The sequence below is a fragment of the Parazoarcus sp. PS-13 R2A genome, from assembly GCF_057621855.1.
Genome location: NZ_JBYEXN010000002.1, coordinates 321,410 through 336,434 on the forward strand (window position 1 = coordinate 321,410; position 15,025 = coordinate 336,434).

Annotated in this window: 14 protein-coding genes; 10 read left to right on the forward strand and 4 right to left on the reverse strand. The window is 64.0% G+C overall.

Features of this window, described 5'->3' with window-relative positions; translation table 11 throughout:
* The first annotated feature begins 10 nt into the window (after nucleotides 1-10).
* The 7 genes from AC22G6_RS03350 to AC22G6_RS03380 all read left to right on the forward strand — a co-directional run bounded on the left by AC22G6_RS03350 (nucleotide 11) and on the right by AC22G6_RS03380 (nucleotide 6,594).
* Nucleotides 11-1,858 carry an aldehyde ferredoxin oxidoreductase family protein gene (locus AC22G6_RS03350; protein ID WP_487365620.1) on the forward strand — a complete coding sequence of 616 codons (1,848 nt, stop codon included), beginning with the start codon at nucleotides 11-13 and terminating at the stop codon, nucleotides 1,856-1,858.
* 131 nt (nucleotides 1,859-1,989) lie between these two features.
* Nucleotides 1,990-3,255, forward strand: coding sequence for an NAD(P)/FAD-dependent oxidoreductase (locus tag AC22G6_RS03355; RefSeq protein WP_487365621.1), 1,266 nt, complete (start codon nucleotides 1,990-1,992; stop codon nucleotides 3,253-3,255).
* Nucleotides 3,256-3,269: 14 nt separating this feature from the next.
* Nucleotides 3,270-3,521: a MoaD/ThiS family protein gene (locus AC22G6_RS03360; RefSeq protein ID WP_487365622.1), complete on the forward strand. Its 252-nt coding sequence runs from the start codon at nucleotides 3,270-3,272 to the stop codon at nucleotides 3,519-3,521.
* A gap of 2 nt (nucleotides 3,522-3,523) precedes the next feature.
* The gene (locus AC22G6_RS03365) at nucleotides 3,524-3,829 is read left to right on the forward strand and encodes a hypothetical protein (RefSeq protein ID WP_487365623.1); all 306 of its coding nucleotides are present in this window, start codon (nucleotides 3,524-3,526) and stop codon (nucleotides 3,827-3,829) included.
* Nucleotides 3,830-4,112: 283 nt separating this feature from the next.
* A complete protein-coding gene (locus AC22G6_RS03370; protein ID WP_487365624.1) occupies nucleotides 4,113-4,817 on the forward strand; it encodes an ABC transporter permease in 705 nt (234 codons plus the stop codon).
* Between the two features lie 10 nt (nucleotides 4,818-4,827).
* Entirely contained in the window at nucleotides 4,828-5,541 is a 714-nt protein-coding gene (locus AC22G6_RS03375; protein WP_487365625.1) for an ABC transporter ATP-binding protein, read from the forward strand.
* Nucleotides 5,542-5,622: 81 nt separating this feature from the next.
* Nucleotides 5,623-6,594: a YcjF family protein gene (locus AC22G6_RS03380; RefSeq protein ID WP_487365626.1), complete on the forward strand. Its 972-nt coding sequence runs from the start codon at nucleotides 5,623-5,625 to the stop codon at nucleotides 6,592-6,594.
* Between the two features lie 54 nt (nucleotides 6,595-6,648).
* Here the strand turns inward: AC22G6_RS03380 and AC22G6_RS03385 are convergent, their stop codons facing one another.
* Both AC22G6_RS03385 and moaC read right to left on the reverse strand, forming a co-directional pair.
* Entirely contained in the window at nucleotides 6,649-6,867 is a 219-nt protein-coding gene (locus AC22G6_RS03385) for a Nif11-like leader peptide family natural product precursor (RefSeq protein WP_108949073.1), read from the reverse strand.
* Between the two features lie 236 nt (nucleotides 6,868-7,103).
* Nucleotides 7,104-7,598 (reverse strand): cyclic pyranopterin monophosphate synthase MoaC, encoded by a 495-nt coding sequence (gene moaC, locus AC22G6_RS03390; RefSeq protein ID WP_108949072.1) that lies wholly within the window; start codon nucleotides 7,596-7,598, stop codon nucleotides 7,104-7,106.
* 114 nt (nucleotides 7,599-7,712) lie between these two features.
* Between moaC and AC22G6_RS03395 the strand changes: the two genes are divergently transcribed.
* Together AC22G6_RS03395 and AC22G6_RS03400 are read left to right on the forward strand one after the other, a co-directional pair.
* Nucleotides 7,713-9,152: a M48 family metalloprotease gene (locus AC22G6_RS03395; RefSeq protein WP_108949071.1), complete on the forward strand. Its 1,440-nt coding sequence runs from the start codon at nucleotides 7,713-7,715 to the stop codon at nucleotides 9,150-9,152.
* A gap of 91 nt (nucleotides 9,153-9,243) precedes the next feature.
* Nucleotides 9,244-9,474: a sulfurtransferase TusA family protein gene (locus AC22G6_RS03400; protein ID WP_108949070.1), complete on the forward strand. Its 231-nt coding sequence runs from the start codon at nucleotides 9,244-9,246 to the stop codon at nucleotides 9,472-9,474.
* A gap of 95 nt (nucleotides 9,475-9,569) precedes the next feature.
* On the opposite strand, the gene AC22G6_RS03405 is transcribed toward AC22G6_RS03400, so the two are convergent.
* Nucleotides 9,570-12,566, reverse strand: coding sequence for a valine--tRNA ligase (locus tag AC22G6_RS03405; RefSeq protein WP_487365627.1), 2,997 nt, complete (start codon nucleotides 12,564-12,566; stop codon nucleotides 9,570-9,572).
* Nucleotides 12,567-12,664: 98 nt separating this feature from the next.
* Nucleotides 12,665-13,597 carry a LysR family transcriptional regulator gene (locus AC22G6_RS03410; protein WP_108949068.1) on the reverse strand — a complete coding sequence of 311 codons (933 nt, stop codon included), beginning with the start codon at nucleotides 13,595-13,597 and terminating at the stop codon, nucleotides 12,665-12,667.
* Nucleotides 13,598-13,914: 317 nt separating this feature from the next.
* Here AC22G6_RS03410 and dctP point away from each other — a divergent pair, with 317 nt between their 5' ends.
* The gene (gene dctP, locus AC22G6_RS03415; protein WP_108949067.1) at nucleotides 13,915-15,009 is read left to right on the forward strand and encodes a TRAP transporter substrate-binding protein DctP; all 1,095 of its coding nucleotides are present in this window, start codon (nucleotides 13,915-13,917) and stop codon (nucleotides 15,007-15,009) included.
* Nucleotides 15,010-15,025: the final 16 nt, after the last annotated feature.

Here is a 15,025-nt window from a genome sequence, read left to right on the forward strand (position 1 = left end):
AGGAGCAACCATGGGCTGGAACAGAAAAGTCCTGCGTGTCGATCTGACGGCAGGCACATGCAAGGAAGAGCCGCTGAACATGAAGTGGGCTCAGGATTACCTCGGCTCGCGCGGTCTGGCGACCAAGTACCTGGTATCGGAAATCGATCCCAAGGTCGATCCGCTGTCACCCGACAACAAGATGATCATGGCCACCGGTCCGCTGACCGGCACCATGGCCTCGACCGGCGGGCGCTATACGGTGGTGACCAAGGGGCCGCTGACGGGGGCCATCGCGTGCTCGAATTCGGGCGGCTACTTTGGCGCCGAGCTCAAGTTCGCCGGCTGGGACATGATCATCTTCGAGGGCAAGTCGCCCAAGCCGGTCTATCTCTACATCGAAAACGACAAGGCCGAGTTGCGCGATGCAGGCCATCTGTGGGGTCGCAGCTGCTGGGAGACCGAAGAGACGATCAAGCACGAGCTGCAGGATCCGCTGGTGCGCGTGTCGTCGATCGGCCTCGCGGGCGAAAACGAAGTGATGTTCGCCTGTGTGGTGAACGACCTGCACCGTGCAGCAGGGCGCTCCGGCGTGGGCGCGGTGATGGGCTCGAAGAACCTCAAGGCAGTCGCACTGCGCGGCACCAAGGGCGTGTCCGGCATTCACGACTTCAAGGCCTTCATGAAGGCGACCACCGACGCCAAGAAGGTGCTGGCGGATAACGCGGTGACCGGCCAGGGGCTGCCCAAGTACGGCACCCAGGTGCTGATGAACGTGATCAACGAGATGGGCGCGCTGCCCACCCGCAATCACCGCGACGTGCAGTTCGAGGACGCCGGCAAGATCTCCGCCGAGGCGATGCACGAGAAGCGCGAGAGCGACGGCAAGCCGCAGCTGGTGACCAATGCCGCCTGTTTCGGCTGCACCATCGCCTGCGGTCGCATCTCGGAAATCGACAAGGGCCACTTCACCGTCAAGAACAGTCCCAAGTACTGGGGGGCGTCCGGCGGTCTGGAGTACGAGGCCGCCTGGGCACTGGGCGCAGCCAACGGCGTGGGCGATATCGAGGCCCTGCAGTACGCCAACATGATCTGCAACGAGCAGGGCATGGACCCGATCTCCTTCGGCGCGACCGTGGGTGCAGTGATGGAGCTGTACGACATGGGCGTGCTCGATTCGGCCAAGATCGGCATCGATTCGCCCTTCGGCTCTGCCGAGGCGCTGGCGAAGCTGGTGGAGATGACGGCAAATGGCGAGGGCTTTGGCAAGGAGATCGGCCTCGGCTCCAAGCGCCTGTGCGAAAAGTACGGTCATCCCGGGCTGTCGATGAGCGTGAAGGGCCAGGAGTTCCCGGCCTACGATTCGCGCGGCATCCAGGGCATGGGCCTGGCCTACGCCACCTCGAACCGCGGCGCCTGCCATTTGCGCGGCTACACCGTGGCCTCCGAAGTGCTCGGCATTCCGGTCAAGACCGATCCGCTCACCACCGAGGGCAAGCCGGAACTGGTCAAGGCGTTCCAGGATGCCACCGCAGTGTTCGACTCTGCCGGTATCTGCGTATTCACCAGCTTTGCGTGGACCCTGGCCGATGTGCAGCCCCAGCTCGACGCCGCCTGCGAGGGCGACTGGAGCATGGACAAGCTCAACGAGGTGGGCGAGCGCATCTGGAACATGGAGCGCGAGTTCAACAACGCTGCCGGCTTCACCGCCAAGGACGACAACCTGCCGCCGCGCCTGACCACCGAGCCGGCCAAGACCGGTCCGGCAAAGGGGCTGGTCAATGGGCTGGCGACCATGTTGCCGGAGTACTACAAGGCGCGTGGCTGGACGCCTGACGGGGTGCCGACCGCTGAGACCAAGGCCCGCCTGGGGCTGTAAACGGGGAGCGGGAGCCAGTGAGCGGCCGGCCGACATCCGGCCGCTCGTGGCAGCGCCCGCATCGGTCGCATTTGCAATGATCGCGGAGGCCTTGCGAGGGGCCGGCCGCGGCTGTGCATCGAGGATGTCTGATGAAACACCTGATACTCGGTAACGGCCCCGCTGGTGTGGTGGCCGCTGAAACCCTGCGCCGCGCCGCGCCGCAGGACGAAATCGTGCTGGTTGGGAACGAGGACTCACCGCCCTATTCGCGCATGGCGATTCCCTACCTGCTGGAAGAGAACATCGACGAGAAGGGCACCTGGCTGCGCAAGGCGCCGGGCCACTTCGAGCAGCTCCGCATCCGCGAACTGCGCGGGCGGGCCGTGGCGCTCGACACCGAGAAGCAGCGCATGCTGTTTTTCGACGGCCATTTCGAGGACTACGACCGTCTCCTGATCGCGACCGGTTCGCACCCGGTGCGCCCGCCGATTCCGGGCGTCGACCTGCCCGAGGTGCAGACCTGCTGGACCCTGGAGGATGCGCGTGCGATCGCCGCACACGCGAAGCCCGGTGCGCGGGTGCTGCAGCTGGGCGCCGGCTTCATCGGCTGCATCATCATGGAGGCGCTGGCCAAGCGCGGCGTCGAGCTCACCGTGGTGGAGATGGGCGACCGCATGGTGCCGCGCATGATGACGCCGAAAGCGGGCGGCATGATCAAGGAGTGGGTCGAGAACAAGGGTGTGAAGGTGATCACCTCGGCCGGGGTCAACCGCATCGACCGCGGTGCGGGCTCGCCACTGACCGTGAGCCTGAGCACGGGTGCCAAGATCGACTGCGATCTGGTGATCGTTGCCGCGGGCGTGGCGCCGAACGTCGCCTTTCTCGAGGGAACGGGCGTGCATGTGGCCAAGGGCGTGCTGGTGGACGACCATCTGGAAACCAGCGTGAAAGGTATCTACGCTGCGGGTGACGTGGCTGAGGCGCCGGACGTGTTTACCGGCGCCCACCTTGTCGCCGCGATTCAGCCCAACGCTGCCGATCAGGCCCGCGTGGCCGCACTCAACATGGCGGGACGGGACAACTGCCTCAACGGCGTGCTGGCGATCAACGTGCTCGATACCCTGGGCCTGATCTCGACCTCGTTCGGACAATGGTGGGGTGAGGCTGCGGACAAGGGCGGTGAGGGCGTCGAGCATGTGGATGAAATGCGAAGCCGCTACCTGAGCCTGCAGTTCAAGGACGATGTACTGATCGGTGCCACATCGATCGGGCTGACCGAGCATGTCGGTGCCCTGCGCGGCCTGATTCACGGGCAGGTCAAACTCGGGAAGTGGAAAGAGCGCTTGCTTGAGACACCGTTGCAGTTCGTCGATGCCTATGTCGCGACCTCGCAACCGATGGCGCTCGCAAGGTGAGGGCACGTGTCACGATGAAAGTTGCGTTCAAACTGTTTGCTTCGCTGTCCGACTACCTTCCCGCCGAGCGCAAGGGCAACCGCCTTGAGCTCGATGTGGAGGACGGAACGACGGTGGCAGACCTGATCCGCCGCTACAACGTGCCTGAGCGCAGCGCGCATCTGGTGCTGGTCAATGGTGTCTTCATTCCGCCGTCCGAGCGTATTCGCCACCGTCTGCAGCCGAGTGACGAACTGGCGATCTGGCCGCCGATCGCCGGCGGCTGAGGATGGCTTTCATCAATGGTCCGGTGCCGGAGGTCGTCGAGCGCCTGGTGACCGCGACGCCGGCGGAGTTCGAGCGCGATCTGCGTGCCGCATGGGCAGACGTGAGCACTCCAACGCCGGGACGCCTGCTGCTGGTTGATGGCGAGCAGCGCCTGACGCTGGAACTGCTCGTTTTGCCGGTGCGCAGGCTGGGCCTTTTCGAGCTGCCTCAGCTGCAGGTCAGATATTGCTTTGAAGGCGGTGACGAGCCGGCGCGGCGCAGCTGGCTTGCCAGACTCGATCGCTCGATGCAGAAGGGTGGCGGCTGACAGCGTGTAATCCAGGGGTGTGATCGAGGGCGGCCCTGGGAGCTGTTCCGGTGTGGCTGCCGGGCGGGCAGACGTTCGCGGCCTTCGGCTTCCCGCCAGGAACTGCATTTGTGGGGCGCCGATGCAAACTCGCCCGCGATGCGGGCTCAGACATGCATCGGCTTGTTTCCCCACAAACGCATTTCCCGGCGGCGCTCTCGACAGCCCACCCAACAGCCACACCGGCGCCCCTGGGCCGCCCTCGATCACGGCAGGTCGCGCGGATTCGGGTATTCTCCCCGCGATGTCGATGTTCACCTCCACCTTTGCCGATGCACTGGCCCTGCTCGCGACTTTCGACGCGCGAGTGGGCGAGATCGTCTGGTTGTCGCTGAAGGTCAGCGGCGGCGCGGTCATGCTGGGTACGCTCATCGGCCTTCCGCTCGGCGCCTGTCTGGCCGTCGGGCGCTTTCCCGGCAAGCATGCCGCCTCGGTACTCATCAACGGCCTGATGGGCCTGCCCTCGGTCGTGGTCGGCGTGGTGGTCTATCTGTTCCTGTCGCGCTCGGGGCCCCTCGGCGACTTTGGCCTGCTCTACACCCCGGCTGCAATGGTGGTCGCGCAAACCTTGCTGGTGATACCGCTGATGGCTGCGATTGCGCGCCAGGTGGTGGAGGATGTGTGGCAACGCTACGCGGAAGAACTGCAGGTCATGTGCTTCAGCTGGTGGCAAAGCGTGACCACGCTGCTGTACGACTGTCGCCACTCCCTGATGGTCGCGGTGCTCGCGGGGCTTGGGCGCGCCATGAGCGAGGTGGGCGCGGTAATGATCGTCGGTGGCAACATCGACCGCTCGACCCGGGTGATGACGACGGCCATTGCGCTGGAAACCAGCAAGGGCGACCTGCCGCTGGCCATTGCGCTCGGTGTGGTGCTGATCCTGCTCATTCTCGCGCTCAACGCCTTTGCCTTCCTGCTGCGGCAGTGGGCGATGCGACGCTACGACTGACCGAGGTCCGATGTTCCCTGTCCGTATCGACAATCTGCGCTTTTCACCCAACGGACATGCCGTGCTCGACGGCATCGATCTGCAGCTCGGCAGCGAGGGCATCACGCTCTTGCTCGGTCCCAACGGAGCGGGCAAGAGCATGTTGCTGCGCGTGCTGTGCGGCCTGGTCGAACCTTGCGGCGGGACAATCGACTGGGGCGGTGGTGTGCGTCCGGCGCGCGGGGTGATGATGGTGTTCCAGCATCCGATGATGCTGCGTGCCACGGTGCTGGAGAACGTCGCGCTCGGACTCAAGCCGCTCGGCGTGTCTGCGGCCGAGCGCCAGCGCAGGGCGATGGCCGTGCTCGAGCGCATCGGGCTCGCACATCGCGCCGGTGACAGCGCGCGCCAGTTGTCGGGCGGGGAGAAGCAACGGCTGGCGCTTGCGCGCGCCTGGCTGACCCGCCCGCGCCTGCTGCTGCTCGACGAACCCACCGCCAGCCTCGATCCGTCGGCAACGGCGGAAGTCGAGCGCATCATCCGCGAGATCCGTACCGACGGCACCCGCATCCTGATGGTGACCCACAACCTCGGACAGGCCACCCGGCTCGGCGACGACATCGTCTTTCTGTCCGCCGGCAAGGTGTGCGAACACACGCCGACGCAGCGCTTCTTCTCCCGCCCTGCATCGGACGAGGCCAGGCTCTTCATCCAGGGCGAACTGCCCTGGCGCATGACCTTCTGATCGGGCGCCTGCGTCACCGCGGGGAACTCGCGCATGCTCATCGGGTCTTGAGTGCACCCGTTTCATCAAGCCCGAGACATCATGAATGCAGATCAGCAGAAAGCCGTCCTGACCATCGCCCTGATGGCCGCCTTTGCCGATGGCGCGAACGACGAGCACGAGCGTGAGCAGATTCGCGGCATCGCCGAATCGCTGAGCGGAGAAGCCGGTGCGGCCGATCTGCGCGGTCTTTACCAGCAGGTCTTGCTCAAGCGCGTCAGCCTGGACGATGCGGTCGCCGCGCTGGGCGAGCCGACCCACCGGCAGCTTGCATACGAGATGGCGGTCTGTGTGTGCGATGCAGACGGTCACACCAGTCCGGCCGAGCGTGCCTTCCTCGATGCGCTCGCGGCCGCGCTGGGTCTGGGGCGCGCGGTGACAGCGCCGGTCGACCAGCAGGGGGAGGAAATGGCCGACCTGATCGATGCGGCAGCGCCGATGGCGCCGTCGAGTGTCCCTGCGGCTCAGGAAATTCCGCGCGCTGCATCGAACCCTGCGGCGGACGCCGAGATGGATCGCAGTATTCTCAACTACGCGATTCTGAATGGGGCGCTTGAGCTTCTGCCGCAGTCGTGGGCTTCGATGGCGATCATTCCGCTGCAGATCAAGATGGTCTATGGCATCGGAAAGACCTATGGGCACGAACTCGACCAGGGTCATATCCGCGAACTGCTGGCCACGATGGGCGTTGGCCTGACCTCGCAGTATCTCGAACAGTTCGGGCGCAAGCTGCTTGGCGGACTGCTGGGCAAGGTCGGGGGCGGCCTGGGGCGCCAGCTCGGCAAGTCCGCGACCAGCGTCGCATTCTCTTTCGCCACCACCTATGCACTTGGTCAGGTGGCGCGGCGCTACTACGAAGGCGGGCGGCAGATGAGTACCGAACTGCTGCGCGACACGTTCCAGAATCTGCTGGGACCGGCCAAGGAGATGCAAGCGCGTTATCTGCCGCAGATCCAGGAGCGGGCGGGTTCGCTCGATGCGGGCCAGATCATGTCGATGGTGCGCGGGCGCTGAGGCTGTTCGCGCCGGGGGAAGGCCGGGCCTGACGGATGTCAGGCCCTTGTCGGATCAGACCCGCAGCAGCGCCTTGCACAGCCGCTCGGAGAACTGGTCTTCGGTGAACTGCGGCTCGTTGGGCGGATAGAGTTCGACTTCGTCGATCGGGAAGCCGCTGTCGCGCGCGAGTGCGAGCAGCTCCCTGACCTTCTGACAGGCCTTCAGCTGTTCGCCGAGGGCCGCATCAGCGCGGGCTTTGTCCGAAAAGGCCTTGATATCCTTGATTGCCATGATTTCCCTGCGTGTTCATTCCAGATTTAAACCAGGGCGTGGCGTCTGCACCACGCCTGACCTTTGAAGCAAAACTGCATCCGGCGTGAACGCAATTCCGGTGCCTGTCCTGGCCTGGTCTTGATCAACAGAATGAATTCAGAGGCTTACGCTGTTTCCTGGGCGACTTTTAGCGGCACGCATTGTCGGCTTTCGCCCCTTGTGCCGCGCAATGAAGGTTTTGCGCCCAAGCGGCTTCAGCTGCCAGAAACCCAGTGCCCCGACTTGCCGCCGAGCTTTTCCATCAGCTGGATGCCTTCCATGCGCATGCCGCGATCCATCGCCTTGCACATGTCGTAGATGGTGAGCAGGGCGACGTTGACGGCGGTGAGCGCTTCCATCTCGACGCCGGTCCGGCCGACGGTTTCGGCCGTCACCGTGCAGCGAATGGCGAGCGCGGCGGGATCGCTTTCGAACTCGACGGCGACGCGGGTGAGCGGGATCGGGTGGCACAGCGGGATCAGGTCGCTGCAGCGTTTTGCGCCCTGGATGGCGGCGATGCGGGCGATGCCCAGCACGTCGCCTTTCTTTGCCGTGCCGCTCTGAATGGTGTCGAAGGTCGCGGCTTCCATCAGGATGCGGCCGGTCGCGACCGCAACCCGGCGGGTTTCCGATTTGGCGCCGACATCAACCATGTGGGCCTGGCCTTCGGCGTCGAAATGGGTCAGGGCGGACGGAGTGGAATCGCTCATTGTTCGGTGTCGGAAGGGTATTGAGTGAATGGTTCGACGGCGCGACTGGCGCTTGCTACATGCCGATACACCGCACGCCGGAACTACGCTTCGGGAGGGTTATCATAGCATCCCATGATGCGTCGATCCCTCGCCCTGCTGCTCAGCCTCGCGCTGGCTTTTCCTGCCCACGCCGTCGATCTGCCCGATCTCGGTGATGTGGGTACGTCCGACCTGTCGCCGGCGGAAGAGCGCCGTATCGGTGAAGAGATCATCCGCGAGATCCGCTGGAAGGATGCGGCCTATCTCGACGATCCAGAGGTCGAGGAATACGTCAATCGACTCGGCAAGCGGCTGGCTGCAGTCAGCAACGATCCGCTGCAGAGTTTTGATTTCTTTGTGGTCAAGGATGCCACCCTCAATGCCTTCGCCTTGCCGGGAGGCTATATCGGTGTGCACTCGGGGCTGATTCTCGCCTCCGAGAGCGAGTCCGAGCTGGCTTCGGTGCTCGGCCATGAGATCGCTCACGTCACGCAGCGTCATATCGCCCAGATCGTCGGCAAGCAGAGCCAGGCCGGCATTCTGATGCTCGCCTCGCTGCTGGTGGCGGTGCTGGCGGCGCGCAGCAGCTCGGACGCCAGCATGGCTGCCGTCGCCGCCGGCCAGGCCGGGGCCATCCAGTCGCAGCTTGGCTACTCCCGTGATTTCGAGCGCGAAGCGGATCGTGCGGGTTTGCAGACGCTGGAGGCCGCCGGATTCGACGTGCGCGGCATGCCCAGCTTCTTCGAGCGGCTGCAGCGCTCGAGCCGTCTTTACGAGAACAATGCGCCGGCCTATCTGCGCAGCCACCCGCTGACGACCGAACGTATTGCCGACATGGAGAACCGTGCGGCGTCGCTGCGCTACCGGCAGGTGCCGGATTCCGCCGACTTCCGCTACGTGCGGGCCAAGCTGCGATCGCAGACGGCGCAGCCGGCAGAGGCGTTGAAGACCTTTGAAGACCTTCTCGCGCGCACGCCCAAGGATGAGGCCGTGCGTTACGGCCTGATCCGGACGCAGATGCGCGCCGGGCGGCTGGACGACGCCGAGGCGGGGCTGAAGGCATTGCGTAGCAGCACCGAGCCCTCAGTCTTCATCGAGACGCTTGCCGCAGAGCTTTCGATGGCACGGCGTGACGCAGGGGCCGCGGTCAGGACGCTGGACGCGGCGGTGCGGCGTTTTCCTGCGAGTCAGAGCCTGCGCTACGCGCTGGCCGATGCGCAGATCATTGCGGGACGGGCGGCGGACGCGGTTGCCGGCGTTCGTCAGGGGCTGCAGACGCGCGGTGAGGATATCCGGCTGTGGCAATTGCTGTCGCGAGCCAACGCCCAGCTTGGCAAGCTGACCGCCCGCCATCGCGCTCAGGCCGAAGTGTACACGCTGCAGGGGAGCTATCCTGCGGCGGTCGAGCAACTCGAACTTGCACGCAAGGCGGGGGACGGCGACTTCTACGACCTTTCTGCCGTCGACGCGCGCCTGCGCGAACTGAAAATCCGCGTGCGCGACGAACGTCGCGAGCGCGGACTTGAGCGCTGAGGTATTTTGCTCGCGGGCTGCGTCTACCGGCGCGCTGCGCTTTACATTAAAATCGTCGGGTTTGCTGATAACGAAGACTAAGGACGAAGCAATGGATTTCGACAAGGAAGTAGACGCCCGCGGTCTGAACTGCCCGTTGCCGATCCTGCGTGCCAAGAAGGCACTGGCCGAGCTTGATCATGGCCAGGTTGTGCGGATCATTGCGACCGACCCGGGTTCGGTGAAAGACTTTCAGGCGTTCGCCAAACAGACCGGGAATGAACTGGTCAAGCAGGGCGAGACGGCCGACAAGGCATTCGAGTTCTACATGCGGCGCAAGTGATGCTGCACTGAGTGTTACCCAAGCAAAAGGGCCGCGATCAGCGGCCCTTTTGCTTGAGCTTTATCCCGGGGCCACCTCGGCCCCGGGCGATTGCATCAATGACCAGCCAGCTTTGCCAGTTGCGGACGCAACTGCTCCAGCGTGACCTTGAAGCCGGCGAGGCGATCGCGTTCCTGCTGCACGACGGCAGCGGGGGCACGATCGACGAAGCTGGCGTTGCCCAGCTTGCCTTCGGCTTTCACGATCTCGCCTTCGATGCGGGCGATCTCCTTGCCCAGACGCTCGCGCTCTGCGGCGATGTCGATCTCCACGCGCAGCATCAGGCGGGTTTCGCCGGCCACGGCCACCGGTGCCAGCTCTTCGGCGCTGATTTCGGCGACGATCTCGACCTCTGACAGCTTGGCCAGACCCGCAAGATAGGGCGCATAGGCCTTGAGCTTGTCGGCGCAGCCCGCCGCGACCAGCGGCAGACGCTGGGCGGGGGAGATGTTCATCTCGCCGCGCAGGTTACGACAGGCGTAGATCATGGCCTTCAGCTCGGTGACCTTCGCTTCTGCAGTTTCGTCGACGCGACTCAGATCGGCCTGCGGGTAGCGTGCCAGCATCACGCTGTCGGCATCCTTGCGTCCGGCGAGCGGCGCAACGGTTTCCCACAGCTCTTCGGTGATGAAGGGGATCAGCGGGTGGGCGAGGCGCAGCACGGTCTCGAGCACGCGCAGCAGGGTGCGCCGGGTGGCGCGCTGCTGCTCCGGGGTGCCGGTCTGGATCTGGACCTTGGCCAGCTCCAGGTACCAGTCGCAGTACTCGTCCCACACGAATTCGTACACCGTGCGGGCGACGAGGTCGAAGCGGTAGGACTCGAACTGGGTGGCAACGTCGGCTTCGGTGCGCTGGAGACGGGAAACGATCCAGCGGTCGGCAAAGGAGAAGTCGAGATAAGCGCCGGGCGCGCATTGATCGGGCGTGTGCTCGTTCATGCCGCAGTCCTGGTCTTCGCAGTTCATCAGCACGAAGCGGGTAGCGTTCCACAGCTTGTTGCAGAAGTTGCGATAGCCCTCGCAGCGCGCGAGGTCGAACTTGATGTCACGCCCCGGGCTGGCCAGGCTGGCGAAGGTGAAGCGCAGGGCGTCGGTGCCGAAGGCCTGGATGCCTTCGGGGAATTCCTTGCGCGTCTTCTTCTCGATGCTCTGCGCCTGCTTCGGGTTCATCAGGCCGAAGGTGCGCTTCTTCACCAGTTCATCGATGGCGATGCCGTCGATGAGGTCGATCGGGTCGAGCACGTTGCCTTTCGACTTCGACATCTTCTGGCCTTCCGCGTCACGGATCAGGCCATGCACGTAGACGTGCTTGAACGGGATCTTGCCGGTGATGTGAGTCGTCATCATCACCATCCGGGCGACCCAGAAGAAGATGATGTCGAAGCCGGTAACGAGCACGGTGGAGGGCAGGTAGAGGTCGAGTGCATCGTTGCTCTGCTGCGGCCACTCGGCGGTCCAGTCGAGCGTGGAGAACGGCCACAGCGCAGACGAATACCAGGTGTCGAGCACATCGTCTTCACGGCGCAGCTTGCCTTCTTCGTAACGGGCGTGAAGCACGGACAGGCGCTGCGCGAGTTCCGGGTGCTGCTCGGTGGTCTCGCCTGCGGCCTGGCGGGACTGGACTTCAGCCTTGAGGCGGTTGATCTCGGCTTCGAGATCGGCCTTCCACGCGTGGATCGCGGCCTCTTCGTCGGTGGCGACGTAGATCTTGCCTTCCTCGTCATACCAGGCGGGAATGCGGTGGCCCCACCACAGCTGACGCGAGATGCACCAGTCCTGGATGTTGTTGAGCCACTGGTTGTAGGTGTTGATCCAGTTTTCCGGATAGAACTTGATCTCGCCCGACGAAACCACGTCGAGCGCCTTCTGCGTGATCGACTTGCCGTCGGCGCCCGGCTTGCTCATGGCAACGAACCACTGGTCGGTGAGCATCGGCTCGATCACGACGTTGGTGCGGTCGCCACGCGGCACCTGCATCTTGTGCGCCTTGATCTCGAGCATCAGGCCGAGGGCTTCGAGCTCGTTGACCACCTGCTGGCGCGCGGGGACGCGGTCCATGCCGACGATGCCGGCGGGCATGGCCACGCCTTCCAGTGCCTGGCCGTTGGTGTCATAGCGCTCGGCCACGGCGGGCATGCTGCCGTCGAGCTTGAGCACCACGATCATGTCGAGCTTGTGACGCTGACCGACTGCGTAGTCGTTGAAGTCGTGCGCGGGCGTGACCTTGACGCAGCCGGTGCCGAATTCGCGGTCGACGTAGTCGTCGGCGATGATCGGGATGTCGCGGCCGGTGAGCGGCAGGCGCACGGTCTTGCCGATCAGGTGGGCGTAGCGTTCGTCTTCCGGGTGCACCATGACCGCGACGTCGCCGAGCAGCGTCTCGGGCCGGGTGGTGGCGACGGTGAGGCCCTGCAGGCCGTCGATCGCACCGTCCGAGAACGGATACATGATGTGATACAGCTTGCCGTCTTCCTCTTCGGAAACGACTTCGAGGTCGGATACCGCCGTACCCAGCTTCGGATCCCAGTTGACCAGACGCTTGCCGCGATAGATCAGGCCCTCGTTATAGAGCCGGACAAAGGTTTCGGTGACGGTCTTCGACAGGCCTTCGTCCATGGTGAAGCGCTCGCGCTTCCAGTCCGGGCTGGTGCCGAGGCGGCGCATCTGGCGGGTGATGGTGCCGCCGGAGTACTCCTTCCACTCCCACACCTTCTCCAGAAACTTCTCGCGCCCGAGTTCGTGACGCGAGATGCCCTGCGCGTCGAGCTGGCGCTCTACCACGATCTGCGTGGCGATGCCGGCGTGATCGGTGCCCGGCTGCCACAGCGTGTTGTGACCACGCATGCGGTGGTAGCGGGTGAGCGCATCCATGATCGTCTGGTTGAAGCCATGTCCCATGTGCAGCGTGCCGGTGACGTTCGGCGGCGGCAGCAGGATGCAGAAGGCGTTGGGGTTCGACTTGTCGAGGCCGGCATCAAAGTAGCCGCGGGATTCCCACTCGGGGTACCAGCGACGCTCGATGTTCTCCGGTTCGAAGCTTTTGGCCAGTTCCATGTTGTTTTAGCGCGCTTGAAGGCAAAGGCGTAATTATAACGGATGCGCCACCAACACTCCCGGTGGCATTCGTCGGAAACAGCGCAAGGACTGATCGCTCAGCGCAGGGAGTCGAGATTTCCCCATTCGCGCCTGATCCACGCATCGTCCTCGAACTGCGTCTGCAGAAAGGCGATCCATGCGCTGACCTTGGCGGGAACGAGCCGTGGCGACGGATAGACGGCATGGATCTCCTGCGAGGGCAGGGGAAAGCCCTTGAGGATGGAGGTCAGCGTGCCGCGCACGATCCACCGGCGCGCGATGTAGAGCGGCAGCAGGGCGATGCCGATGCCGTCGATTGCGGCCGAGGCGACGCAGGAGATGTTGTTTGAGCGCACCGGGCCGCTCACCGCCACCGGGACCGGGTTGCCCTTGCTGTCGGCGAAATGCCACAGGTGGTCGCCCTGTACGCTGCTGTAGACGATGCAGTGATGTGCCGTGAGCGTCGATGGATGGGTGGGTTCGCCGCAGCGGGCGAGATAGGCCGGGCTCGCCACGGTGACCCAGGGGTTGAGGCCTAGACAGCGGCTGCCGAGCGTGGAGTCGGCGAGCTTGCCCATGCGGACAGACACGTCGATGCCGTGCTCGACGAGGTCGATCATGTGGTCGTCGAACTGCAGATCGAGTTGTACGCCCGGATTGCCGGCCATGAATTCGAGCGCCAGCGGCATCACGACCCTGCGCCCGAAACCCGAGGAGCTTGCGATGCGCAGGCGGCCGTGCACCCGCTCACCGAGGCGGGTCACCATGTCGTCGGCGGTCTCGACTTCCCGCTGAATGATCTTGCAGCGTTCATAGAACAGCGTGCCTGCCTCGGTAAGCCGCATGCCGCGTGTGTTGCGGTTGAGCAGGCGCACGCCGAGTCTGGCCTCGATTGCAGCGATGTGCTTGGTGACCGTCGGCTGCGTCAGGTTCATGTCGCGCGCCGTGCGCGAGAAGCTGCCGCTATCCACAAGGCGGATGAAGAGCTGCATGCTGGTGAATCTGTCCATCGGCATACTCCCGTGGCGAAGGCCTTCACTGATTCCAGCGAAGAATAATTGATATTCCTTATGTTGTGTTTTTCAGGGCTTGAATTCAGCGCAATATGCAGTGGCGCCGGCGTCTGGGGTGCTGGTGTGGCCTTAGGGGTTATCCATTGTATCAAAGGGTTGTGGCGAATTCGGAAGTGCAGCTCGCTGCAGCCACGCTTGATTCTGATGTACCGGGTGAGGTGCTGTAGCGAGTCCGCGCAAAGTGAAATTGCTGCGCTGCGGGAATAAATAAGTCGAGGGTGCCTGCCTGGCCAAACAACGACGGAGGAGACAAGATGAGCAAGACATTCACACGCCGAGAGGCTCTGAAGGTGGCTGCATCGACTGCGCTGGTGACGGCGCCGTTTATCGGCAATGCACAGGCGCAGTCGGGAACGACGTGGAAAGTGCAGTCGACCTGGGATGCCGGGACCACTGGCTACAAGCTCTTCGAGACCTGGTGCAACAACTTCAAGGAAAAGTCCGGCGGTGAATTGAGCATCCAGCCCTTTCCGGCAAAGGCGGTCGCGGCCGACAACAATTCCCTGTTCGATTCGGTGCGCAGTGGCGTGCTGCAGGGGATGAACCCGTTCACGCTGTACTGGGCGGGGAAGATCCCCGCGTCGGTGTTCCTGTCCTCGTACCCGATGGGGCCGGATCAGCCGGCACAGTGGGACACGATGTATTACGGCCTCGGCATGCTCGAACTGGCGCGCGAGATCTACGCCAAGCAGGGGCTCTTCTTCGTCGGCCCGATCCACCACGACGCCAACATCATTCACTCCAAGGTGCCGATCCGCTCGGTCGACGATCTGAAGGGCAAGAAGATCCGTCTGCCCGGCGGCATGGTTGCCGAGGTGTTCCAGACCTTTGGCTGCTCCACGGTGGCCTTGCCGGGCTCGGACATCTTTCCCGCGCTTGAGAAGGGCACGATCGATGCTGCCGACTACGTCGGTCCGGCGGTCAACTACGACCTCGGCTTCCATCAGGTGACCAAGTACATCCTGTTCGGACCGCCGGGAACGATGAGCGTGTATCAGCCGGTGGACATCATGGATCTCACGGTGAACATGGGGGCCTGGAAACGCCTGAGCAAGAAGATGCAGGAATTCGTCGAGGATCAGGTCAAGAGCTACTCCCTTCACCACTACGTTGAAATCCAGAAGGCCAACATGGTTGCGATGGACAAGTTCATCGCGGCCGGCTCCGAGGTTTCGCGCATGGGGCCGACCGACATCGAGCGCTTCCGCAAGGCGGCGATCCCGATCTGGTACAAGTGGGCGAAGAAGGATCCGGATGCGACGCGTGTGTTCAAGCTGCAGCTCGACTACATGAAGAACGAGATCCTTGGCTACGTGACCGCAGACGACCTCAAGGGTCAGAGCCTCTGAGTCTGGCCAGCGGCGC

Bases quoted from the DNA above. Each gene is read 5' to 3' on its own strand.
- AC22G6_RS03350 (WP_487365620.1), top strand. From the start codon at position 11: ATGGGCTGGAACAGAAAAGTCCTGCGTGTCGATCTGACGGCAGGCACA.
- AC22G6_RS03355 (WP_487365621.1), top strand. From the start codon at position 1,990: ATGAAACACCTGATACTCGGTAACGGCCCCGCTGGTGTGGTGGCCGCT.
- AC22G6_RS03360 (WP_487365622.1), top strand. From the start codon at position 3,270: ATGAAAGTTGCGTTCAAACTGTTTGCTTCGCTGTCCGACTACCTTCCC.
- AC22G6_RS03365 (WP_487365623.1), top strand. From the start codon at position 3,524: ATGGCTTTCATCAATGGTCCGGTGCCGGAGGTCGTCGAGCGCCTGGTG.
- AC22G6_RS03370 (WP_487365624.1), top strand. From the start codon at position 4,113: ATGTCGATGTTCACCTCCACCTTTGCCGATGCACTGGCCCTGCTCGCG.
- AC22G6_RS03375 (WP_487365625.1), top strand. From the start codon at position 4,828: ATGTTCCCTGTCCGTATCGACAATCTGCGCTTTTCACCCAACGGACAT.
- AC22G6_RS03380 (WP_487365626.1), top strand. From the start codon at position 5,623: ATGAATGCAGATCAGCAGAAAGCCGTCCTGACCATCGCCCTGATGGCC.
- AC22G6_RS03385 (WP_108949073.1), bottom strand. From the start codon at position 6,867: ATGGCAATCAAGGATATCAAGGCCTTTTCGGACAAAGCCCGCGCTGAT.
- moaC (WP_108949072.1), bottom strand. From the start codon at position 7,598: ATGAGCGATTCCACTCCGTCCGCCCTGACCCATTTCGACGCCGAAGGC.
- AC22G6_RS03395 (WP_108949071.1), top strand. From the start codon at position 7,713: ATGATGCGTCGATCCCTCGCCCTGCTGCTCAGCCTCGCGCTGGCTTTT.
- AC22G6_RS03400 (WP_108949070.1), top strand. From the start codon at position 9,244: ATGGATTTCGACAAGGAAGTAGACGCCCGCGGTCTGAACTGCCCGTTG.
- AC22G6_RS03405 (WP_487365627.1), bottom strand. From the start codon at position 12,566: ATGGAACTGGCCAAAAGCTTCGAACCGGAGAACATCGAGCGTCGCTGG.
- AC22G6_RS03410 (WP_108949068.1), bottom strand. From the start codon at position 13,597: ATGGACAGATTCACCAGCATGCAGCTCTTCATCCGCCTTGTGGATAGC.
- dctP (WP_108949067.1), top strand. From the start codon at position 13,915: ATGAGCAAGACATTCACACGCCGAGAGGCTCTGAAGGTGGCTGCATCG.